The sequence below is a fragment of the Burkholderia pyrrocinia genome, from assembly GCF_003330765.1.
GTDB classification, from domain to species: domain Bacteria; phylum Pseudomonadota; class Gammaproteobacteria; order Burkholderiales; family Burkholderiaceae; genus Burkholderia; species Burkholderia pyrrocinia_B.
Window position 1 is genome coordinate 2,125,400 of record NZ_CP024902.1, and the last position, 21,391, is coordinate 2,146,790.

Here is a 21,391-nt window from a genome sequence, read left to right on the forward strand (position 1 = left end):
GCTGCCCGCTACGCATCCTCCAGCACGTCGGCCGCGTGATACGACGACCGCACGAGCGGGCCGGCGACGACTTCCCTGAAACCGAGCGCCAGCGCTTCGTCGCGCCACGCGGCGAAGGCGTCCGGGCTCACGTAGCGCCGCACCGGCAGATGGTGCGCGGACGGCGCGAGGTACTGGCCGAGCGTCAGCACGTCGACGTCGTGCGCACGCAGGTCGCGCAACGTGTCGCGCACCTCGTCGTCGCGCTCGCCGAGCCCGAGCATCAGCCCCGATTTCGTCACCACGGCCGGCCGCGCGGCCTTCGCCTGCGCGAGCAGCTCGAGCGAGCCGCGATAGTCGGCGCCCGGCCGCGCCGCGCGATACAGCGACGGCACCGTTTCGATGTTGTGGTTGAACACGTCCGGCCAGGCCGACGACAGCGCGTCGAGCGCGCGGGCGACGCGGCCGCGGAAGTCCGGCGTCAGTATCTCGACGCCGATGCCCGGCACGCTCGCGCGCACCGCCGCGATGCACGCGGCGAAATGCGCGGCGCCGCCGTCGCGCAGGTCGTCGCGGTCGACCGACGTGATCACGACGTAGCGCAGCCCGAGCGCCGCGGCCGCATCGGCCAGCCGCGCGGGCTCGTCGGGATCGAGCGGCTCGGGACGGCCGTGCGCGACGTCGCAGAACGGGCAGCGCCGCGTGCACAGCCCGCCCATGATCATGAAGGTCGCCGTGCGTTGCGCGAAGCATTCGCCGATGTTCGGGCACATCGCCTCCTCGCAGACGGAATGCAGCCGATGATCGCGCAGCACGGCCGCCATGTCGGCGACCGCCGCGCTCATCATCGGCCGCGCACGGAGCCACGGCGGCTTCGGCAACGCGGCACCGGCCGCGGGCTCGACGCGCACCGGAATGCGCGCGAGCTTGTCGCGGCTTCGCGCGCCCGGCTGGCCGAGCGCCGTGAGGCTGGGTCGTTCGAGCGCGGCGGCCATCGTCAGTCTCCGAGAAACGCGACGATCAGGCGGTTCACGTCGGCGGCCGCCTCCATCTGCACCATGTGCCCGCTGCCGGCGATCACCTCGGCACGCACACCGCCCGGCAAGCCCTGCGCGTGCTGCGCGGGAATCACCTGGTCGCGTTCGCCCCAGATCACGAGCGTGCGCGGCGCAAGCGACGCGAGCCGGTCGCGGAACACACGCCGTTGCGCCGCGCCGTCGAACGCGGCGTTCGCGATCTTCTCCAGCGCGGCCTGCACGCCTTCGAGCCGCTTGTACTTGACGAGATCCTCGACGAGTTGCCGCGTCACGAGCGCGTTGTCCGCGAACAGCGCGCCGAGGTGCGGCTTCAGCGTGTTGCGGCTGTTGCCGGCGACGAAGCCGTCGATGTAGGCGCGGTTGATGTCGGCACCGAGCCCCGCGCTCGCGATCAACGTCAGCGACGCGACGCGTTGCGGTGCGCGCTCGGCCGCCGCCATCGCGACCGCGCCGCCCATCGAATGGCCGATCAGGTGCGCGCGGTCGATGTGCTGCGCATCGAGCAGCGCGAGCACCGCGTCGGCCAGTTCGTCGAGGCTGCCCGTCTCGACCGCCTTGCCCGATTCGCCATGACCGGGCAAGTCGAGCGCCCACACGGGGCGGTGCGCAGCGAGGTCCGCGTGATTGAACAGCCAGTTGTTCAGATCGCCGCCGAAGCCGTGGATCAGCACGGCGGGCGTGCCCGATCCATCGCCGAGCCTCAGGAAGCGCACCGTGCGGCCGCCGATCTGCGCCTTCTCGGGCTGCGGGCCCGCGGCTTCGTCGGATGCCGCGCTCGGCACGAAATCGCGCTGGAAATCGGCGATTGCCGCATCGATGTCGGCATCGCTCGCGTCCGCGGCCGCGACGACGCCGAGCAGCGCGCCGACCGGCAGCGTTTCGCCCTCCTGCGCGACCTGCCGGCGCAGCGTGCCGTCGAACGCGCATTCGACGCCCGACGAGATCTTGTCGGTCTCGACGTCGAGCACTTCGTCGCCCTTCGTCACGCGTTCGCCGATCGCCTTCAGCCAGCCGTTGACCTGCCCCTGCTCCATCGACAGCCCCCACTTGGGCATCGTGATCATGTGAATCGACATCGTGTCAGCTCCTCGTCTTCAGGACCGCCTGCGCAATCGCATCGGCGGATGGGATGTACAGTTCTTCCAGCACGCTCGCGAACGGTGCGGGCGTATGCGGCGCCGTCACGAGCTCGATCGGCGCCTTAAGCGTTCGGAACGCGCGCTGCGCGACGAGCGCGGCGATGTCGGTCGCAATCGAGCAGCGCGGGTTCGCTTCGTCGACGACCACCACGCGCCCGGTGCGCGCCGCGCTTTCGAGGATCGTCTCCTCGTCGAGCGGCGATGTCGTGCGCAGGTCGATCACGTCGACCTGGATGCCGTCCTTCGCGAGCTTCGCGGCCGCATCCATCGCGAGATGCACCATCCGGCCATACGTGACGATCGTCGCGTCGTCGCCGTCGCGCATGACGTTCGCCTCGCCGAACGGAATCGCATAGGACTCCTCTGGCACGTCGCCCTCGCGCGTATAGAGCAGCTTGTGTTCGAGGAAGATCACGGGATCGTTGTCGCGGATCGCCTGGATCAGCAGCCCCTTCGCGTCGTACGGCGTCGACGGACACACGACCTTCAGCCCCGGGATGTGCGTGAACAGCGACGTGAGCATCTGCGAATGCTGCGCAGCCGCGCGCAGCCCGGCGCCGTACATCGCTCGGATCACGACCGGCGTCACGGCCTTGCCGCCGAACATGTAGCGGAATTTCGCGGCCTGGTTGAAGATCTGGTCGAAGCACACGCCCATGAAATCGATGAACATCAGCTCCGCGACGGGCCGCATCCCGCACGCGGCCGCGCCGACCGCCGCGCCGATGTAGCCGCCTTCGGACAGCGGCGTATCGAGCACGCGGCCCGGAAACTTGTGGAACAGCCCCTTCGTCACGCCGAGCACGCCGCCCCACGCGTCGTCCTCGCCCGGCGCGCCCGCGCCGCCCGCATTGTCCTCGCCCATCACGATCACGCTGTCGTCGCGCGCCATTTCCTGCGCGAGCGCCTCGTTGATCGCTTGCGAATAAGTGATCTTCCTTGCCATGTCTGTCTCCTGGAATGTTCGGTTCGCCGTGCCGGCTGCGGTATCAGGCCGCGCTCACGGGTACGACACGTAGACGTCGGTCAGCAGGTCGGCTGCGTCGGGCACCGGCGCGGCTTTCGCCTGCGCGACCGCGTCGTCGATCAGCGTCTTGACCTGTGCGTCGACCGCGCGCAGATCGTCGGTCGTCAGCGCTTCGGCGCGCACGACGCGCGTCTCGAAATGCTTCAGGCAATCCTTCTCGTCGCGCAGCCTCTGCACCTCGCCGGGCGCGCGGTAGGTTTGCGCATCGCCTTCGAAATGACCGAAATAGCGCGTGAGCTTCACCTCGACGAGCGTCGGGCCGCCGCCGTTGCGCGCACGCTCGACGGCCTCGCCGAGCGCTTCGTGCACCGCGAAGAAGTCGAAGCCGTCGACGATCACGCCCGGCATCCCGAACCCGTTCGCGCGATCGGCGATGTTGTCGGTCGCGACCGACCAGCTCGACGACGTCGCTTCCGCATAGCCGTTGTTCTCGGCCACGAAGATCGCGGGGAGCCGCCACACCGACGCGAGGTTCATCGATTCGAAGATCACGCCCTGGTTCGACGCGCCGTCGCCGAAGAAGCACACGCCGACGCCGCCCGTCTTCCGGTGCTTCGCCGCGAGCGCCGCGCCGCACACGAGCGGGCCGCCCGCGCCGACGATCCCGTTTGCGCCGAGCATCCCCATCGACAGGTCGGCGATGTGCATCGAGCCGCCCTTGCCGTGGCAGACGCCCGTCTTCTTGCCGTAGATCTCGGCCATCATCCCATGCACGTCGACGCCCTTCGCGATGCAATGGCCGTGGCCGCGGTGCGTGGTCGCGACGTAGTCGTCGAGGCCGAGGTGCAGTATCGTGCCGACCGCGGACGCCTCCTCGCCCGCATACAGGTGAACGAAGCCGGGGATTTCGCCGGTCGCGAACTCGACGTGCAGGCGCTCCTCGAATTCGCGGATCGTGCGCATCAGCCGGTAGGCGTCCAGCAGCTTGTCCCTGCTGAGCTGTGTCGAAACGGTCATGTGTGTCTCCTGGGTAGGTCTGACTGCGAATGTCGCCGCGGCCGTGCCGCGGCGACGGACTTTGGCGTTCACCCGCGCCACGCATCGGCATCGCGCAGCAGTTGCCGCGAAGCCGCGTAGCGCAGCGTGCGGCCGACGTCGACCGTCAGCGGCCCGCGCCAGTCGAGCGAAATCTCGTAGCGATCGCCGCGCGCGACCTCGATCTCGCGTTCTCCATCGAACGCGAGCGTGCCGCGCTCGAACGGAATCGCCTGCCACGCATCCGGCTCGAGCCGCTCGCAACTGCGCATCACGACGCGATCGACGCGGCCCGGCGCGATGGGCGCGATCAGCGGCGTGCCGGCCGTCTTGCCTTCGGCCGCGAAGCGCATCGCAAGCCCGTGCGGCGCGCTGCGTTCGAGCGGCGCCCACGCGCCGCCGAGCGCAGACAGGCCGATACCGTCCGGTTCCGCGAACGTCAGGTAGAGCGAGTCGATATCGTCGGATCCCGAAATCGCGCGGGCGCCGATGAAGCGCTGTCGCGCCGCGCACACGTCGACGAGCGCGATCTCTTCGCGCCCCGGCTGCACACCCGCCACGCAGCGCACGACGAGCCGCTTGTTGCGCGTGAACGCAACCTCGGCCGGCACGGCACCGGTCGCGGCGAGTCCCGCCGCGACGCCTGCGACGGTTGCTTCGCGATGTTCGGGAAACGCGTTGTTGGTGCCGGTGGACAGCGCGACGAGCGGCGTCGCGCCGCAATGCGCGGCAACAGCGCGATGGGTGCCGTCGCCGCCGAGCACGACGATCAGCGCGACCTCCATCCGGTGCAGGTACGCGGCGCCGGCCTGGGTGTCGGCAACGGTATCGGTGATCGGCAGGTCGACGAATTCGACTGCGGGCCAGCGCTCGTGCGGCGCGACCGCGCGATGCGTGTCGAGCGCGCGCAGCAGCAGCGTCGCGATGCCCGCCCGGTCGCGCAGCGTCAGCACGCGCTCGACACCCATCGCGCCGAGACCGGCCAGGAGGCGCACGACCATGTTCGCCTTCTCCGCCGTCGGGAACACGGATGCATGCGTCGTGAGGCGGCGGATGTCGCGCCCCGATGCGGGGTTCGCAATCACACCGACAGTAACGGGCGTCGTCACGGGTTTGTCTCCATCCAGTGGACCGGGACTGGCGCATTGGCGCCCGCTTCGGTCCTGCCTGTTTCGTCCGCTGCCATCGACGGGCTGCGGATCGTCGTCGCCGACGCGACCGCGCCGGACTTGCCCGTGATCTCTGCAAGCGGCGTGCCATCATGCATGCGATGACCGCAAAACCCGCGCGCATGCTGGCGCGACAGGCACGCCCGGGTTCCGGATTCGCTACCGTGACGACGCAGCGCGCGGCGAATCTGCCCGTCCGTCTCACGCCGTCGGTGCAACGACGCGATCGTCGCGACGCCTGCGCAAGCGCGACGCGCTGCCCGCAAACCCTGCGGTATCGCGGCGCGGCGCATGCCGCGTCATGCCGGACGACTGCCGCGTGCCACGCGTTTGCGTGTCTCAAACGCGCGAGACGAGCCGGGATACCGGTGAGACGAACGTCTCACGCGGGCCGCGTGCTGCGATGCAATGTGATCCGCCGGACCGGATGTGCTACAAGAACATCGAATTCCCCGCCGTACGGAACCGGAGCCGACCATGCCCTACGCCGTCCCCCAGGCCCAGCACGCCGACCGCGTGCTCGGCGCGCTCGCCGGACGCCTGCCCGCGCCGGCCGATTCCGCGCGCCTCGTGTCGTCGTGGCAACGGTCGCTGGAGCGCTACTGTCTCGACCCCGCTTCGTCGATCGGCCCGCGCGTGCTGACCGCGGCCGAGCTGCGCGAAGTGCGCGACAAGGAGGAGGCCTTCCTGCGCGCGTCGGGCCAGTGCCTGACGCGGCTGCACGACATGATCCGCGTCGCCGATTACTGCGTGATGCTGACCGACGCGCACGGCGTGACGATCGACTACCGGATCGACCGCGAGCGCCGCAACGACTTCCGCCATGCGGGGCTGCACATCGGCTCGTGCTGGTCCGAAAGCGAGGAAGGCACCTGCGGTGTCGCGAGCGTGCTGACCGATCTCGCGGCGATCACCGTGCACAAGACCGATCACTTCCGCGCGGCCTTCACGACGCTCACCTGCAGCGCGGCGCCGATCTTCTCGCCGGGCGGCGAACTGATCGGCGTGCTCGACGCGTCGGCTGTCCATTCGCCCGACGGCCGCGACAGCCAGCGCCTCGTCTACCAGCTCGTGCGGCAGAGCGCGGCACTGATCGAGGACGGCTACTTCGTGCACAGCACCGCGCAGCACTGGATATTGTTCGGGCATCCGAACCGTCACTACGTCGAAGCGCAACCCGAATGGCTGATCGCGTTCGACGAATGCGGCAACATCGTCGCCGCGAACCGGCAGGCGCGCGATGCGCTACCGGCGCTGCGCGAACCGCGCCATATCGACGAGATCTTCGATGCGACCGAGATGCCGCTGCGCGATGCCGCGCGGCTCGACGCGATCGTCGCGCTGCGGCTGCGCGCGACCGGCGCACCGCTCTATGCGCGGCTGCGTGCGCCGCTGCGGCGCGCCGGCCGCGAACCCGGCACGGCATCGCGCCGCCCGGGCACCGCGCAACGCCACGTCGGCGCGCTGACGCCGTTCCTGCACAGCAGCGACACCCACATCGCACAACAGGCCGAGCTCGCGCTGCGTGTCGCGAGCAAGCGCCTGCCGATTCTCGTGCTCGGCGAAACCGGTGCGGGGAAGGAGGTGTTCGCGCGCGCGATCCACGATGCCGGTGCGCGGCGCGCGCGGGCGTTCGTCGCCGTCAACTGCGGCGCGCTACCGGAAGCGCTGATCGAGAGCGAACTGTTCGGCTACGCAGCCGGTGCGTTCACCGGCGCGCGCAAGCACGGTGCGCGCGGCAAGATCGCGCTCGCCGACGGCGGCACGCTGTTTCTCGACGAAATCGGCGACATGCCGCTCGCGCTGCAGACGCGCCTGTTGCGCGTACTCGCCGACGGCGAGGTCGTGCCGCTCGGCAGCGACACGCCCGTGCGCGTCGATCTCGACGTGATCTGCGCGACGCACCGCGATCTCGCGCGGATGGTTGCCGACGGCACGTTCCGCGAGGATCTGTACTACCGGCTGAGCGGCGCAACGTTCGAACTGCCGCCGCTGCGCGAGCGCGCGGACGTGCGCGACGTGATTGCCGCCGTGTTCGCCGAGGAGGCGCAGGCGACGGGCCACGTGCTCACGCTCGACGCGACGCTCGCCGAACAACTCGCCGCCTATCCGTGGCCCGGCAACGTGCGGCAACTGCGCAACGTGCTGCGCTACGCATGCGCGGTGTGCGACGCAGCGCGGGTAACGCATCGCGACCTGCCGGCCGGCATCGCCGCGCAGTTCGGCGCCGACCCGGCCGGCGCGCTGCCCGACGACGAACGCGGCCGCATCGTCGCGGCGCTCACCGCGCACCGCTGGCGGCCCGACGCGGCCGCGCAGGCGCTCGGCATTTCGCGCGCGACGCTGTACCGGCGCATCGCGAAACACCGGATCGTCGCACCGCACCGCGCGTGACGCGCCGGCGCGGCCGCCATCATGCGGCCTGCGCGACCGCTTCGCTCGCCTTCCCGGCCTCACCGGCCTCAACGCCCGCTTCGTCGCGCCGTACGAATACCTCGTGCGCGGCGAACAGTGCGTTGAGGGCGGCCGGGAAACCCGCGTAGACGGCCATCTGCATGAACACCTCGACGATCTCGTCGCGCGTGCAGCCGACGTTCAGCGCGGCCTCGATATGCACCTTCAACTGCGGCTGCGCGTTGCCGAGCGCGGCCAGCGCCGCGATCGTCGCGATCTCGCGCGCTTTCAGGTCGAGCTGCGGCCGGCTGTAGATGTCGCCGAAGCTGAACTCGACCAGGAGCCGCCCGAAGTCCGGCGCAATCGGCGCGAGCGCCGCGATCACGCGTTCGCCCACTTCGCCGTCGATTTCCTTCAGTTTGTTCCAGCCGCGCGTATAGCGGTCTTCAACGAGTCGTTCCATGGTGTCCGTCCTGTTCCGATGCAGAGTGAGAAGGATTTGCCCGTCGTTCCGTTTCGCGCTCCTGCGCCTCGTAGTACGCGATCTTGTCGCCGATCGCGTCGAGGCTCGCCTGCAGCTCCGCGATATGCACGCGCACCGCGTCGCGATGCGCGACCAGCAACCTGCGCCGCGCACCGAACGTCGGCTCGCCTTGCGCACGCAGCGCCGCGAACGCCTGCATCTGCGCGATCGGCATGCCGGTCGCCTTCAGGCGCATCACGAAGGCCAGCCAGTCAAGGTCGGCCGGTGCATAGAGCCGGTGCCCGGCCGCCGTGCGCGAAATCGCGCGCAGCAGGCCGGCCTGCTCGTAATACCGCAACGTATGCGTCGACACGCCCGTCAACTCGGCGACTTGCCCGATCGTCAGCGGACCGGCGGCGGAAGGTTTGGATACGGTTTTCGACATGGCAGGCTCAAGGTTAGGAGTTAGAGTTCACTCTAAGTCAAGCCCTGTCGAACAGCCAGCGCGGCGACACCCCGCGACACCGTAAAGAATGGTCAAAATCGCTGCCTGACACGGGTTTCGGCCTTTACAGCAATGCAAGCCTTCAGCAAGATTCGGTCAGCCTGTCTTAAAAAGGGCACGCATTTGTCCTATGCTTAACGGCGATGCCCGGCCGGGTCTCGCCCCGCCGTCCGTTGCAACAGCCATTCATCCGTCAGAACCAGGGAGCCTTTGCCATGCTGAAAAAGCTGCTGATGCTGTTCGTCGCGCTATCGCTGTCGCTCGCCGCAGGCCTTGCCGCGGCCGTCGAAGTCAACACGGCTGACCAGGCCGCGCTCGAATCCGTGAAGGGTCTCGGGCCCGTGAAGTCGAAGGCGATCATCGACGAACGCATCAAGAACGGCCCGTTCAAGGACGCCGACGATCTTGCAAGCCGCGTGAAGGGACTCGGCACGAAATCGGTCGGACATCTTGAGGAGAATGGCCTGACGGTCGGCGGCGCGTCGACGCCGCCGAAGGGCGTGAAGCTGTCGAAGCCGGCCGCGACCGCGACGGCCGGCACGTCGGCGACGACGTCGGCAGGCACCGCGTCGACGTCCACGACCGCGACGGCCGGCACGACGGCGCCGGCCCCGGCTGCCAGCGCGCCGGAAGCGGCGGCGAAGCCGACGAAGAGCAAGCGGGCATCGAAGAAGGAAAAGGCAGCGGCTGCCGCGTCGGCGTCCGCAGAAGCGGGTGCGAGCGCACCGGCCGCAGCTTCGTCCGCAAAGGCGACGAAGGGTTCGAAGAAGAGCAAGAAGGACAAGGCAGCCTCCGCCGCCGCGGCGTCGGGCGCCTGATGTGCGCCGCGCGCGCGACGGCGTGCGCGCGGCATTCGTTCAACGGGCGCCCTTATCGTGGCGCCCTTATCGGTAAAGGTGAAGAATCATGGGTCTCCTCGACATCGTTGGCGGTCTGATCGGCGGCCAGGCCGGCGGCAACTCGCAAAGCGCGCTGATCACGACCGCACTCGAATTCATCAACAACCAGCCGGGCGGGCTGAACGGCCTGATCGAGAAGTTCAAGGCCGGCGGCGCCGGCGACGTCATCGGCTCGTGGGTCGGCACCGGCCAGAACCAGCCGATCTCGCCCGATGCGCTGCAGAACGTGCTCGGCTCGGACGCGATCGGCGCGCTGGCGAGCAAGTTCGGCGTCGATCCGTCGATGGCCTCGACCGTCCTCGCCCAGGTGTTGCCGCACGTCGTCAACCACGCGACGCCGGACGGTGCAGTGCCGGCCGATGGCCAGGCCCAGGTCGACACGTCGAGCGTGCTCGGCTCGCTCTCGCAGATCGCGGGCATGTTCGGCGGCAACAAGCAGGGCTGAGCGCGCACCGCGCAGCGGCCAATTCGGCCGCGCCATAAGCAAACACCCCGCCGAGGCGGGGTGTTTTTTTGCGCGCCCGGCGCGAACCGGGCGGGCGGCCGAAGGCCTGCGATCAATGCACGACGCGGTCGAACACGAACTTGCCGTCGTTGAGGTCGACCGGAATCACGTCCTTCGGACCGAAGCGGCCCGCGAGGATGAGCTTCGCGACCGGGTTCTCGATCTCCTGCTGGATCGCGCGCTTCAACGGCCGCGCGCCGAACAGCGGATCGTAACCGACCTTCGCGATCTGCTCGAGCGCCGCTTCCGACACGTCGAGCGCCATGTCGAGCTTCGCGAGCCGTTCGTGCAGGCGCGCCAGCTGGATCTTCGCGATCGACTCGATGTTGCTGCGGTCGAGCGCATGGAACACGACGACGTCGTCGATCCGGTTCAGGAACTCGGGGCGGAAATGCTGCTTCACCTCGAGCCACACCGCGTCCTTGATCTCGTCCTGCGGCGCGCCCGTCAAGGCCTGGATCACCTGCGAGCCGAGGTTCGACGTCATCACGATCACCGTGTTCTTGAAGTCGACCGTGCGCCCCTGCCCGTCCGTCATGCGGCCGTCGTCGAGCACCTGCAGCAGCACGTTGAACACGTCCGGATGCGCCTTCTCGATCTCGTCGAGCAGGATCACGCTGTACGGCTTGCGGCGCACGGCTTCCGTCAGGTAGCCGCCTTCCTCGTAGCCGACATAGCCCGGCGGCGCGCCGATCAGCCGCGCGACGCTGTGCTTCTCCATGAACTCGCTCATGTCGATGCGGATCAGGTGTTCTTCCGAATCGAACAGGAACGACGCCAGCGCCTTGCACAGCTCGGTCTTGCCGACACCCGTCGGGCCGAGGAACAGGAACGAGCCGTACGGACGGTTCGGATCGGCGAGACCCGCGCGCGAACGGCGGATCGCGTCGGCCACCGCGCTGATCGCCTCGTGCTGGCCGACCACGCGCTCGTGCAGCTTCTCCTCGATGTGCAGCAGCTTCTCGCGTTCGCCCTGCATCATCCGCGACACGGGAATGCCGGTCGAACGCGACACGACTTCCGCGATTTCCTCGGCGCCGACCTGCGTGCGCAGCAGGCGCGGACGCGTCGGGTTGTGCTGCTCCAGCTCTTCGGCCTGCGTGACCTGCTTCAGTTGCGCCTCGAGCTGCGGCAGCTTGCCGTACTGCAGCTCGGCGACCTTCTCCAGCTTGCCGTCACGCTGCAGCCGCGCGATGTCCGCACGCACCTTCTCGATCTCTTCCTTGAGCTGCGCGCTGCCTTGCACCGCGGCCTTCTCGGCGGTCCAGATCTCGTCGAGATCCGCATACTCGCGGCCGAGGCGGTCGATCTCCTCCTCGATCAGTTGCAGGCGCTTCTGCGACGCTTCGTCCTGCTCCTTCTTCACGGCTTCGCGCTCGATCTTCAGCTGGATCAGCCGACGGTCGAGCTTGTCCATCTCTTCGGGCTTCGAATCGATTTCCATCTTGATCTTCGAAGCGGCCTCGTCGATCAGGTCGATTGCCTTGTCGGGCAGGAAACGGTCGGTGATGTAGCGGTGCGACAGCTCGGCCGCGGCGACGATCGCCGGGTCGGTAATGTCGACGCCGTGGTGCAGTTCGTACTTCTCCTGCAGCCCGCGCAGGATCGCGATGGTCGCCTCGACGCTCGGCTCGTCGACGAGCACCTTCTGGAAGCGGCGCTCGAGCGCGGCATCCTTCTCGATGTACTTGCGGTATTCGTCGAGCGTGGTCGCGCCGATGCAATGCAGCTCGCCGCGCGACAGCGCCGGCTTCAGCATGTTGCCCGCATCCATCGCGCCTTCGGCCTTGCCCGCGCCGACCATCGTATGGATTTCGTCGATGAAGACGATCGTCTGGCCTTCGTCCTTCGCGATGTCGCTGAGCACGGCCTTCAGGCGCTCCTCGAACTCGCCGCGGTACTTCGCGCCCGCGAGCAGCGCGGCCATGTCGAGCGACAACACGCGCTTGCCCTTCAGCGTCTCGGGCACCTCGCCGTTGACGATCCGCTGCGCGAGCCCTTCGACGATCGCGGTCTTGCCGACGCCCGGCTCGCCGATCAGCACCGGGTTGTTCTTCGTGCGGCGCTGCAGGATCTGGATCGAGCGGCGGATTTCGTCGTCGCGGCCGATCACCGGATCGAGCTTGCCCGCACGGGCGCGCTCGGTCAGGTCGACCGTGTATTTCTTCAGCGCCTCGCGCTGGCTTTCCGCGTCCTGGCTGTGCACCTGCGAGCCGCCGCGCACCGCGGCGATCGCGGCTTCGAGCGCCTTGCGCGTGAGGCCGTGCTGACGCGCCAGCTTGCCGGCGTCGCCCTTGTCGTCGGACGCGGCGAGCAGGAACATCTCGCTCGCGATGAACGTGTCATTGAGCTTCTGCGCTTCCTTGTCGGCCTGGTTCAGCAGCCCGGCCAACTCACGGCCGATCTGGATGTCACCGCTCGTGCCCGTCACTTGCGGCAGGCGCGAGATCGCTTCGTTCAGCGCGCCTTGCAGCGCCTGCACGTGAACGCCCGCGCGCGACATCAGCGAGCGGGCGGAGCCGTCCTGCTGCGCGACCAGCGCCGCCAGTACGTGAACGGGTTCGATGTATTGATTGTCGCGGCCTGCCGCGAGGCTTTGCGCGTCCGCGAGTGCTTCCTGGAACTTGGTGGTGAGCTTGTCGATTCTCATTTAGTCGAGACCTCCAATTTTCGATTAACACCAAGATGAGGATGGTTATGCGGCTTTCAAGCGAAATTCGGGTTGATTCAGCGCAAAAATCGCTGGATATCTCTGAAGCGGCCCGAGGGCGGGCCGCTGGCGGATCGCGGAACGCGGCGCCCGCGTGTCAGCCGGCCGTCGGCGGCGGCTCGACGGGCGCAGGCGCTGCGTCCGGTGATGGCGCGGCACGCACGAGCGCGACCGGACGGATGCCGAGCAACGCCACGAGCGGCGACGCGGGTTCGGCCAGCTCGCCGAGCGTGTGACGGTCGAGTTCGGCGAAGAACGCATCGCGCGCGGCCGCCAGCACGCCCTTCAGGCGGCACTGCGGCTCGATCACGCAGCCGCGCGACTCGCCGCCGTCGGCCGAAAAGCAGCCGACCAGCGCGAAGTCGCTCTCGGTCGCGCGCACGACCTGGCCGACCGTCAGTTGCAGCGATTCGGGGAAAAGCCGCAGCCCGCCATGGCGGCCGCGAACCGTGTCGACCCATCCGAGCTCGCCGAGCTGCTGCACGACTTTCATCAGATGGTTCTTCGAGATGCCGTAGGCATCCGAGATCTCCTGGATCGTCGCGAGCCCCTCGCCGCGCACGGCAAGGTACAGCATCACGCGCAGCGAATAGTCGGTGTAGTCGGTGAGTCTCATGGGCGAATACGGAAAATATCGATCGTGCCCCGATTACGTGAGCCGAGCCGATCGGGACGCGCGCCGGGCCGGCCTGATGGCCCCGTTCAGCGGCCCCGGGTTGCCGGGATGGCGCGCACACAATAAGATGCGTGACATCTACACGTTTTTCAGGGGTTGGTGGACGCTATTTTGCGTCAAAATCCGGCCGGCGTCCTGCACGTTGCCCGCGCCGCCGCTCCATCGCTGCCCCGATCTCCCGGCCCTTTTTGCCATGACTGCCCTGCCCGCCTCGCCCGATACCGCACCGGCCCGCCCTCGCGATGCCGAGCCGACCGAAGACAACATCCGCGATCTCGTCTACGCGTTCTATGACCGCGTGCGCGCCGATCCGCTGCTCGGCCCCGTGTTCGACGCGAAGCTGGCCGGTCGCTGGGACGACCACCTGCCGAAGATGGTCACCTTCTGGTCGAGCCTCGTGCTCGGCACCAAGGGCTATCGCGGCAACGTGCAGCAGGCGCACCAACCGCTCGACGGGATCGAGCCGGCCCATTTCAGCCGCTGGCTGTCGCTGTTCCTGAAGACCGTCGAGACGCGCTACGCGCCGCCCGCTGCGATCCGCTTCATGGAACCCGCGCTGCGGATCGCGCAGAGCCTGCAGTTAAGCCGGTTCGGCTGGGATTATCAGATTCCGCCCGAGCAGCAGGCGCTGCTCGATGCCATCGCGCCGCGCCGCCGCGACGTGGGCGACGATCCGCACGCGTTGCCGTCGCGTGCCCGCGGCGAGCCGTTTCCGACGAAGATCATCGGGCGCAGCACCGATCCGGACGCATAGCGCGCGACCCGCGGCGATTGCGCACCTGCGGCACATGGCCGCAGCCCGGACGCCGCAATCAGCGCGGCGTGTTGCCCGATTCGACGCCCCAGCGCGCGAGCGCGGCATCGTCGGTCGTGCGGGCGTCGACCCAGCGCTCGCCGTCCGGCGTCGTTTCCTTCTTCCAGAACGGCGCTTCGGTCTTCAAATAGTCCATCACGAACTCGCACGACGCGAACGCATCGCCGCGATGTGCGGCGACCGTCGCCACCATCACGATCTGGTCGAGCGGATGCAGCCTGCCGACGCGATGCACGATCGCAACGTCGATGCCCGGCCAGCGCCGGCCGGCCTCGGCGGCGATCTTCTCGAGCGCCTTCTCGGTCATCCCCGGATAGTGCTCGAGCTCCATCGCGGCGACCGAATCGCCTTCGTTCAGATCGCGCACCGTGCCGACGAAACACGCGATCGCGCCGATCTTCGGGTTGCGCGCGCGCAATGCCACCACTTCGGCGTTCAGATCGAAGTCGTCGGCCTGGACTCGTACCGTTGCCATCACAAGCCTCTCACCCGCCCGTCACCGGCGGAAAGAACGCGACCTCGCAGCCCTCGGTGAGCCGCGTGTCGGGATCGGTCATCTCGTGGTTGCATGCCATACGCAGCGCACGCCCTTCGGCGAGTGTCTCGGCCCACGCACCGCCGCGCACGCGCAGCCACGCGCGCACGTCGCCGACGGTCGTCACGCCGTCCGGCACGTCGGCCTGCTCGTCGGCGACGCCCAGTGCCTCTCGCACGCTTGCAAAAAATTTCAGCTGAATCTTCATGGTTCGGGAAGCCGTCGCGTTACGACAGCAATTCGGAAAACGGAATGAAACGCACGGTCTCGCCCGCGCTGATCGCGTGCTGCGGCGGATTGTCGATCAGGCCGTCGCCCCAGACCGTCGACGTCAGCACCGCCGAGCTCTGGTTCGGGAACAGATCGAGGCCGCCGGCCGCGTTGACGCGCGCGCGCAGGAATTCGTTGCGCCGATCGCCCTTGCTTTGCGAAAAGTCGGCGCGCAGCGACAGCGCACGCGGCGTGACGTCGCGCACGCCGGACAGGCGCAGCAGGAACGGCCGCACGAACAGCAGGAACGTGACGAAGCTCGATACAGGGTTGCCGGGCAATCCGATGAAATGCGCAGCGGGGCGATCGTCGCCGCGGCGCACCGCGCCGTAGGCGAGCGGCTTGCCCGGCTTCATCGCGATCTGCCACAGCGCGAGCCGCCCTTCGGCCTCGACGGCCGGCTTCACGTGATCCTCGTCGCCGACCGACACGCCGCCGCTCGTCAGGATCACGTCGTGATCTCGCGCGGCCTCGCGCAGCGTGTCGCGCGTCGCGGCGAGCGAGTCGGGCACGATCCCGTAGTCGGTCACGTGGCAGCCGAGCCGCTCCAGCAGCCCGCGCAGCGTGAAGCGGTTCGAGTTGTAGATCGCGCCGGGCCTCAGCGGCTCGCCCGGCATCGTCAGTTCGTCGCCGGTGAAGAACACCGCGACGCGAATCCGCCGTGCGACCGACAGTTGCGCGCAGCCAACCGATGCGGCAAGACCGAGCGCCTGCGGCGTGAGCCGCGTGCCGGCCGGCAGGATCACCGAACCTTGCCGGATGTCCGCGCCCTGCGCGGTGATCCATTCACCGGCCTTCGGCGTGTGCAGGATCTCGACCGCGTCGCCGTCGGCCGATGCCTGCTCCTGCATCACGACGGCGTCGGCGCCAGGCGGCACCGTCGCGCCAGTGAAGATCCGCGCGGCCGTGCCGGCCGTGAGCGGCGCGGCCGGATGGCCGGCCGGAATGCGCTGCGACACCGGCAAACGCCGCTCGCCGTGCAGCAGGTCGGCGACGCGCACCGCATAGCCGTCCATCGCGCTCGTATGCATCGGCGGCACGTCGAGCGGCGAACTCACGTCGGCCGCCAGCACGCGGCCCAGCGCATCGAGCGTGGCGACGGTTTCGGCGCCGGGCAGCGGCTTCGCGGCTTCGAGCAGCGCGGCGAGCGCCTCGGCAGTCGACAGCATCGGCGCGCGCGGCGCCGCGGGATTCGGGTTCGGCATCGATGGAATCGGGGATCGTTGGATTCAATACTCCATTGTAGCGACGCCGTCGCACGGGCGCGCGATATGGCGGACATGCGAAAACTGTGATCGGCGCGCACGCGCGGCTCTGGCACTTGTTGCATGCGAGGGGCCGCGGCAGGCGCGCGGCGGGGTGTCGAACACCTGCGCACCGCAGCACCGCGCCACCAAACGAAACGGCCGGAACCCCGATCCGTTCGACGAATCGGCATTCCGGCCGCGCTGCGCAGCCGGGCCCGCGGCCCGGCCGTGCGTCATGCGCCCGTATGTGCGGCGATGAAGTCCTTCACTTGCTGCGCGTCGGCCTTCACGACCTCGAAGCGCTGCGGCAGCGCCTCGATCCCGTCGAATGCGGCCGGCCGCTCGGGCTCGCGATCGAGCGCTTCGCGGATCGTCTCGCCGAACTTGATCGGCTGGGCGGTCTCGAGCACGACCATCGGCACGCCCGCGTCGAGATGCTCGCGCGCGACCTTCAGGCCGTCGGCCGTATGCGTATCGATCGTCGTGTTGTAGCGCGAGAACACGTCGCGGATCGTCGCGATGCGGTCCGTGTGGCTGCTGCGGCCCGACACGAAACCGAACTCGGCGACGCGCGCGAAATCGCCGCTCGCCGCGAGATCGAAGCCGCCCTTCTCCTCGACGTCGCGGAACAACTGCATCACGCGTGCCGGATCGCGGCCGAGCAGGTCGAACACGAAGCGCTCGAAGTTGGACGCCTTCGAGATGTCCATGCTCGGGCTGCTCGTGTGATACGTGTTCTCGGCACTGCGCACGCGATACGCGCCCGTGCGGAAGAACTCGTCGAGCACGTCGTTCTCGTTGGTCGCGACCACCAGCTTCGCGATCGGCAGCCCCATCATCCGCGCGATGTGGCCCGCGCAGACGTTGCCGAAGTTGCCCGACGGCACCGTGAACGACACGCGCTCGTCGTTGGACTGCGTCGCCGCGAAATAACCCTTGAAGTAGTACACGACCTGCGCGACGACGCGCGCCCAGTTGATCGAGTTGACCGTGCCGATCTTCTGCTGCGCCTTGTACGCGTGATCGTTCGACACGGCCTTCACGATGTCCTGGCAGTCGTCGAACACGCCTTCGACCGCGAGGTTGAAGATGTTCGGATCCTGCAGGCTGAACATCTGGGCCGTCTGGAACGCGCTCATCTTCTGGTGCGGCGACAGCATGAACACGCGCACGCCGACCTTGCCGCGCATCGCGTATTCGGCCGCGCTGCCCGTGTCGCCCGACGTCGCACCGAGAATGTTCAGCGCCTCGCCGTGCTTCGCGAGCGTGTACTCGAACAGGTTGCCGAGCAACTGCATCGCCATGTCCTTGAACGCGAGCGTCGGGCCGTTCGACAGTTCGAGCAGCGACAGCGGCGCGCCGTTCTCGGTGCCGAGCGTCCTCAGCGGCGTGATGTCGGACGCGCTCTCGCCGTGGCGCGTGTTGCTGTACACGTCGGCCGTGTACGTGCGGCGCGTGATCGCGCGCAGGTCGTCGGCCGGCACGTCGTCGCAGAACTTCGCCAGGATCTCGAACGCGAGATCCGCGTACGGCAGCGTGCGCCAGCGCGCGAGCTCGTCGGCGGAAACCTTCGGATACTCGGCCGGCAGGTAGAGCCCGCCGTCCTTCGCGAGACCGCCGAGCAGGATGTCGGAGAACGTGTGGCGCTCGCCGATGCCGGCGCCGCGCGTGGAGATGTAGTTCATATCAGCCTTCAGTTCAGCGCTTCCATGCGCAGCTTCGTCACATTCGAGACGACCGTCGCGAGGCTCTCGATTTGCGCGATCGCCGCATTGACGTTCTTCTCGATCGTTTCGTGCGTGATCAGGATGATGTCGGTTTCGCCGTTCGCGTCGTCGACCTGTTCCGACTCCTTCTGCAGCAGCGCGTCGATCGAGATGCCCGATTCGGCGAGGATGCGCGTGATGGCGGCGAGCACGCCCGTCTGGTCGGCCACCCGCAGGCGCAGGTAGTAGCCGCTCGTGACTTCCTCGATCGGCAAAATCGGCGTGTTCGACAGGCTGTCGGGCTGGAACGCGAGGTGCGGCACGCGATGCTCGGGGTCGGCCGTATGCAGGCGCGTGACGTCGACGAGATCCGCGACGACCGCCGATGCGGTCGGCTCCGCGCCCGCACCCTTGCCGTAGTACAGCGTCGTGCCGACCGCGTCGCCATGCACGACGACCGCGTTCATCGCGCCTTCGACGTTCGCGAGCAGGCGCTTCTCCGGGATCAGCGTCGGGTGCACGCGCAGTTCGATGCCGTTTTCGGCGCGGCGCGTGATGCCGAGCAGCTTGATCCGGTAGCCGAGCTCTTCCGCATAGCGGATGTCGGTCGCGTCGAGCTTGCTGATACCCTCGACGTACGCGCGGTCGAACTGCACCGGCACGCCGAACGCGATCGCGCTCATGATCGTCGCCTTGTGCGCGGCGTCGACGCCTTCGATGTCGAAGGTCGGATCGGCTTCCGCGTAGCCGAGCTCCTGCGCAGCCTTCAGCGCGGTCGCGAAGTCGAGCCCGCGGTCGCGCATTTCCGACAGGATGTAGTTGGTCGTGCCGTTGATGATGCCCGCGATGTACTGGATGCGGTTCGCGGTCAGGCCTTCGCGCAGCGCCTTGATGATCGGGATGCCGCCGGCGACGGCCGCTTCGAACGCGACCATCACGCCCTGCTCGCGTGCGGCCGAGAAGATCTCGGTGCCGTGCACCGCGAGCAGCGCCTTGTTCGCCGTCACGACGTGCTTGCCGTTCGCAATCGCGCGCAGCACGAGCTCGCGCGCAATGCCCGTGCCGCCGATCATCTCGGCAATGATCGCGATCGACGGATCGTCGACGACCGAATTGAAATCGTCGGTGATCTGCGCGGTGCCGGCGTCGCCGCCGAGCGCAGCCTGCGCCTTGGCCGGGTTGCGCACGGCAATGCGCGTCACCTCGATGCCGCGCCCCGCGCGTCGCTTGATTTCTTCCTGGTTGCGGCGCAGCACCGTGAAGGTGCCGCTGCCCACCGTGCCGAAGCCCAACAGGCCAACTTTGATCGGTTCCATGCTGCGTGTGATCGATGAGTAAAAAGGGGTTAGTCCGGCGTGGCCTTGCCCGGCTCAGGCCGAATGACGCTTGCGATAGCCGTCGAGGAAGCGCGCGATCCGCTCGATCGAATCGGTCAGATCGTCGAGGTTCGGCAGGAAGACGACGCGGAAGTGGTCCGGCGTCGCCCAGTTGAAACCCGTGCCCTGCACGAGCAGCACGCGCTCCTCGAGCAGCAGGTCGAGAATGAACTGCTGGTCGTTCTGGATCGGGTAGAGCTTCGGGTCGAGGCGCGGAAACATGTACAGCGCGGCCTGCGGCTTCACGCAGGTCACGCCCGGAATCGACGTAAGCATGTCATACGCGAGTTCGCGCTGTTTGTACAGGCGCCCGCTCGGCACGATAAGCTCGTTGATGCTCTGGTAGCCGCCGAGCGCCGTCTGGATCGCGAACTGCCCGGGCACGTTCGCGCACAGGCGCATCGACGACAGGATGCCGAGCCCCTCGAGGTAATCCTTCGCATGCCGGCGGTTGTCGCCGCCGAGGCCCGACACGGCCATCCAGCCCGCGCGGTAGCCGCACGAGCGATAGCTCTTCGACAGGCTGTTGAACGTGACGGTGATCACATCCTCCGACAGCGAACCCATCGCCGTGTGCTCGAGGCCGTCGTAGACGATCTTGTCGTAGACCTCGTCGGCGAACACGATCAGCCCGTGCTGGCGCGCGATCTCGAGCAGTTCGAGCAGCAATTCGTCGGAATAAAGCGCGCCCGTCGGGTTGTTCGGGTTGATCACGACGATCGCCTTCGTGTTCGGCGTGATCTTGCTGCGAATGTCGTCGAGATCGGGCATCCACGCGTTCTGCTCGTCGCAGACATAATGCACCGGCGTGCCGCCCGACAGGCTCACCGCCGCCGTCCACAGCGGGTAGTCGGGCGCGGGCAGCAGCACTTCGTCGCCGTCGTTCAGCAGCGCCTGGGTCGCCATCACGATCAGCTCGGACGCGCCGTTGCCGATGTAGATGTCGTCGAGGCCGACGCCCACGACGCCCTTTTGCTGCGTGTAGTGCATCACGGCCTTGCGGGCCGAGAACACGCCCTTCGAATCCGAATAGCCCGACGACGTCGGCAGATTGCGGATCATGTCCTGGATGATCTCGTCCGGCGCGTCGAAACCGAACGGCGCGAGGTTGCCGATGTTCAGCTTGATGATGCGGTGGCCTTCTTCCTCGAGGCGCTTGGCGTGCTCGAGCACCGGGCCACGGATGTCGTAGCAGACGTTGAGCAGCTTGTTCGACTTCTGAATCGGTTTCACGACGACACGGTTCCTGGGTTGGCCTTGCGGCCGGGGGGACGGGATCAAAACTGGAAAGCGGCCGGTCTGTGCGCGCTGTCTAGACTGGGAAAAAGCGGGCGATCGGGCACGACTTGTGGCAGCGCGCGATGCAAGTGGCGCCCGGGGGCGACCAAAAAGTTATAATTTAGCGGATTTTGGCCGACTTTCGCAATGCACCATAGCCGCGCCGGGCCCGCGCCGTCAGGCGTCCCGCGTGCGCAGGCGCGCGAAACCGGCCGCCCGGGGCCCGTGCGGCCCTGTGACACCTTCCCCTACGGAACCGCGGAAACCCGATTTGAAACTGCACCAGGACGCGAGCGGCGCGCTCAACACCGTCACCGGCTACGGCCCCGATTATGTCGACGTCAATCTCGAACGCCATGAAACGAGCGTCATCGTGCTGCCCGGCGCGCCGGTCCAGGCGTGGCCCGTGTCGTCGTTCGACGCGCTCGCGCCCGAGCATTTCGCGATGCTGCTCGACCCGACGCCCGAACTCGTGATCTTCGGCAGCGGTGCGCGGCTGCGCTTCCCGCACCCGCGGCTCGTCGCGGCGCTCACGGCCAAGCGGATCGGCGTCGAGACGATGGATTTCCAGGCCGCCTGCCGCACCTACAACATCCTGATGGCCGAGGGCCGCAAAGTCGCCGCCGCGCTCTTAATTGAACGTTAATCCCCGATGCGGTAAAACTCGGGCCGGCGCAGCGGGTCGAT

20 protein-coding genes are annotated in these 21,391 nt (G+C 68.0%); 5 read left to right on the plus strand and 15 right to left on the minus strand.

Features of this window, described 5'->3' with window-relative positions; genetic code table 11:
- Nucleotides 1–8 precede the first annotated feature (8 nt).
- From lipA to CUJ89_RS10260, 5 genes are all read right to left on the minus strand, one after another.
- Entirely contained in the window at nucleotides 9–974 is a 966-nt protein-coding gene (gene lipA, locus CUJ89_RS10240; RefSeq protein WP_114177227.1) for a lipoyl synthase, read from the minus strand.
- 2 nt (nucleotides 975–976) lie between these two features.
- Nucleotides 977–2,092, minus strand: a complete 1,116-nt coding sequence (locus CUJ89_RS10245; RefSeq protein ID WP_114177228.1) for an acetoin dehydrogenase dihydrolipoyllysine-residue acetyltransferase subunit — start codon at nucleotides 2,090–2,092, stop codon at nucleotides 977–979.
- Nucleotides 2,093–2,096: 4 nt separating this feature from the next.
- Nucleotides 2,097–3,101, minus strand: coding sequence for an alpha-ketoacid dehydrogenase subunit beta (locus CUJ89_RS10250; RefSeq protein ID WP_114177229.1), 1,005 nt, complete (start codon nucleotides 3,099–3,101; stop codon nucleotides 2,097–2,099).
- Nucleotides 3,102–3,155: 54 nt separating this feature from the next.
- On the minus strand, nucleotides 3,156–4,139 hold the full coding sequence (locus tag CUJ89_RS10255) for a thiamine pyrophosphate-dependent dehydrogenase E1 component subunit alpha (protein ID WP_114177230.1): 984 nt from the start codon (nucleotides 4,137–4,139) through the stop codon (nucleotides 3,156–3,158).
- Nucleotides 4,140–4,207: 68 nt separating this feature from the next.
- Complete coding sequence (locus CUJ89_RS10260) at nucleotides 4,208–5,266, minus strand: ATP-NAD kinase family protein (RefSeq protein ID WP_114177231.1); 1,059 nt, start codon at nucleotides 5,264–5,266, stop codon at nucleotides 4,208–4,210.
- A 537-nt stretch (nucleotides 5,267–5,803) separates the two neighbouring features.
- Between CUJ89_RS10260 and CUJ89_RS10265 the strand changes: the two genes are divergently transcribed.
- Entirely contained in the window at nucleotides 5,804–7,720 is a 1,917-nt protein-coding gene (locus CUJ89_RS10265; RefSeq protein WP_114177232.1) for a sigma-54-dependent Fis family transcriptional regulator, read from the plus strand.
- 19 nt (nucleotides 7,721–7,739) lie between these two features.
- Here CUJ89_RS10265 and CUJ89_RS10270 read toward each other — a convergent pair whose 3' ends face one another.
- Nucleotides 7,740–8,183 carry a carboxymuconolactone decarboxylase family protein gene (locus tag CUJ89_RS10270; RefSeq protein ID WP_114177233.1) on the minus strand — a complete coding sequence of 148 codons (444 nt, stop codon included), beginning with the start codon at nucleotides 8,181–8,183 and terminating at the stop codon, nucleotides 7,740–7,742.
- Nucleotides 8,167–8,628, minus strand: coding sequence for a MerR family transcriptional regulator (locus CUJ89_RS10275; protein WP_114177234.1), 462 nt, complete (start codon nucleotides 8,626–8,628; stop codon nucleotides 8,167–8,169). Before CUJ89_RS10275 ends, CUJ89_RS10270 begins: the two co-directional genes overlap by 17 nt.
- Nucleotides 8,629–8,903: 275 nt before the next feature.
- Between CUJ89_RS10275 and CUJ89_RS10280 the strand changes: the two genes are divergently transcribed.
- Both CUJ89_RS10280 and CUJ89_RS10285 read left to right on the plus strand, forming a co-directional pair.
- Nucleotides 8,904–9,506 carry a ComEA family DNA-binding protein gene (locus CUJ89_RS10280; protein WP_114177235.1) on the plus strand — a complete coding sequence of 201 codons (603 nt, stop codon included), beginning with the start codon at nucleotides 8,904–8,906 and terminating at the stop codon, nucleotides 9,504–9,506.
- 88 nt (nucleotides 9,507–9,594) lie between these two features.
- Entirely contained in the window at nucleotides 9,595–10,032 is a 438-nt protein-coding gene (locus tag CUJ89_RS10285) for a YidB family protein (protein ID WP_114177236.1), read from the plus strand.
- Nucleotides 10,033–10,144: 112 nt separating this feature from the next.
- Here CUJ89_RS10285 and clpB read toward each other — a convergent pair whose 3' ends face one another.
- A complete protein-coding gene (gene clpB, locus CUJ89_RS10290; protein ID WP_114177237.1) occupies nucleotides 10,145–12,742 on the minus strand; it encodes an ATP-dependent chaperone ClpB in 2,598 nt (865 codons plus the stop codon).
- A 157-nt stretch (nucleotides 12,743–12,899) separates the two neighbouring features.
- Nucleotides 12,900–13,418, minus strand: a complete 519-nt coding sequence (locus CUJ89_RS10295; protein WP_114177238.1) for an Rrf2 family transcriptional regulator — start codon at nucleotides 13,416–13,418, stop codon at nucleotides 12,900–12,902.
- A 253-nt stretch (nucleotides 13,419–13,671) separates the two neighbouring features.
- Here CUJ89_RS10295 and CUJ89_RS10300 point away from each other — a divergent pair, with 253 nt between their 5' ends.
- Complete coding sequence (locus tag CUJ89_RS10300; protein WP_114177239.1) at nucleotides 13,672–14,232, plus strand: group III truncated hemoglobin; 561 nt, start codon at nucleotides 13,672–13,674, stop codon at nucleotides 14,230–14,232.
- A 58-nt stretch (nucleotides 14,233–14,290) separates the two neighbouring features.
- Here CUJ89_RS10300 and CUJ89_RS10305 read toward each other — a convergent pair whose 3' ends face one another.
- From CUJ89_RS10305 to CUJ89_RS10330, 6 genes are all read right to left on the minus strand, one after another.
- Nucleotides 14,291–14,767 (minus strand): molybdenum cofactor biosynthesis protein MoaE, encoded by a 477-nt coding sequence (locus CUJ89_RS10305; protein WP_114177240.1) that lies wholly within the window; start codon nucleotides 14,765–14,767, stop codon nucleotides 14,291–14,293.
- 10 nt (nucleotides 14,768–14,777) lie between these two features.
- Nucleotides 14,778–15,035, minus strand: coding sequence for a molybdopterin converting factor subunit 1 (moaD, locus tag CUJ89_RS10310; RefSeq protein WP_031403202.1), 258 nt, complete (start codon nucleotides 15,033–15,035; stop codon nucleotides 14,778–14,780).
- Between the two features lie 19 nt (nucleotides 15,036–15,054).
- Nucleotides 15,055–16,302 (minus strand): gephyrin-like molybdotransferase Glp, encoded by a 1,248-nt coding sequence (gene glp, locus CUJ89_RS10315; RefSeq protein WP_114177241.1) that lies wholly within the window; start codon nucleotides 16,300–16,302, stop codon nucleotides 15,055–15,057.
- A 275-nt stretch (nucleotides 16,303–16,577) separates the two neighbouring features.
- On the minus strand, nucleotides 16,578–18,029 hold the full coding sequence (gene thrC / locus CUJ89_RS10320) for a threonine synthase (RefSeq protein ID WP_114177242.1): 1,452 nt from the start codon (nucleotides 18,027–18,029) through the stop codon (nucleotides 16,578–16,580).
- Between the two features lie 8 nt (nucleotides 18,030–18,037).
- On the minus strand, nucleotides 18,038–19,366 hold the full coding sequence (locus CUJ89_RS10325) for a homoserine dehydrogenase (RefSeq protein ID WP_114177243.1): 1,329 nt from the start codon (nucleotides 19,364–19,366) through the stop codon (nucleotides 18,038–18,040).
- 54 nt (nucleotides 19,367–19,420) lie between these two features.
- Nucleotides 19,421–20,659, minus strand: a complete 1,239-nt coding sequence (locus tag CUJ89_RS10330) for a pyridoxal phosphate-dependent aminotransferase (protein ID WP_114177244.1) — start codon at nucleotides 20,657–20,659, stop codon at nucleotides 19,421–19,423.
- Nucleotides 20,660–20,975: 316 nt separating this feature from the next.
- Here CUJ89_RS10330 and CUJ89_RS10335 point away from each other — a divergent pair, with 316 nt between their 5' ends.
- Nucleotides 20,976–21,350: an Mth938-like domain-containing protein gene (locus CUJ89_RS10335; protein WP_041492864.1), complete on the plus strand. Its 375-nt coding sequence runs from the start codon at nucleotides 20,976–20,978 to the stop codon at nucleotides 21,348–21,350.
- Nucleotides 21,351–21,391 lie beyond the last annotated feature (41 nt).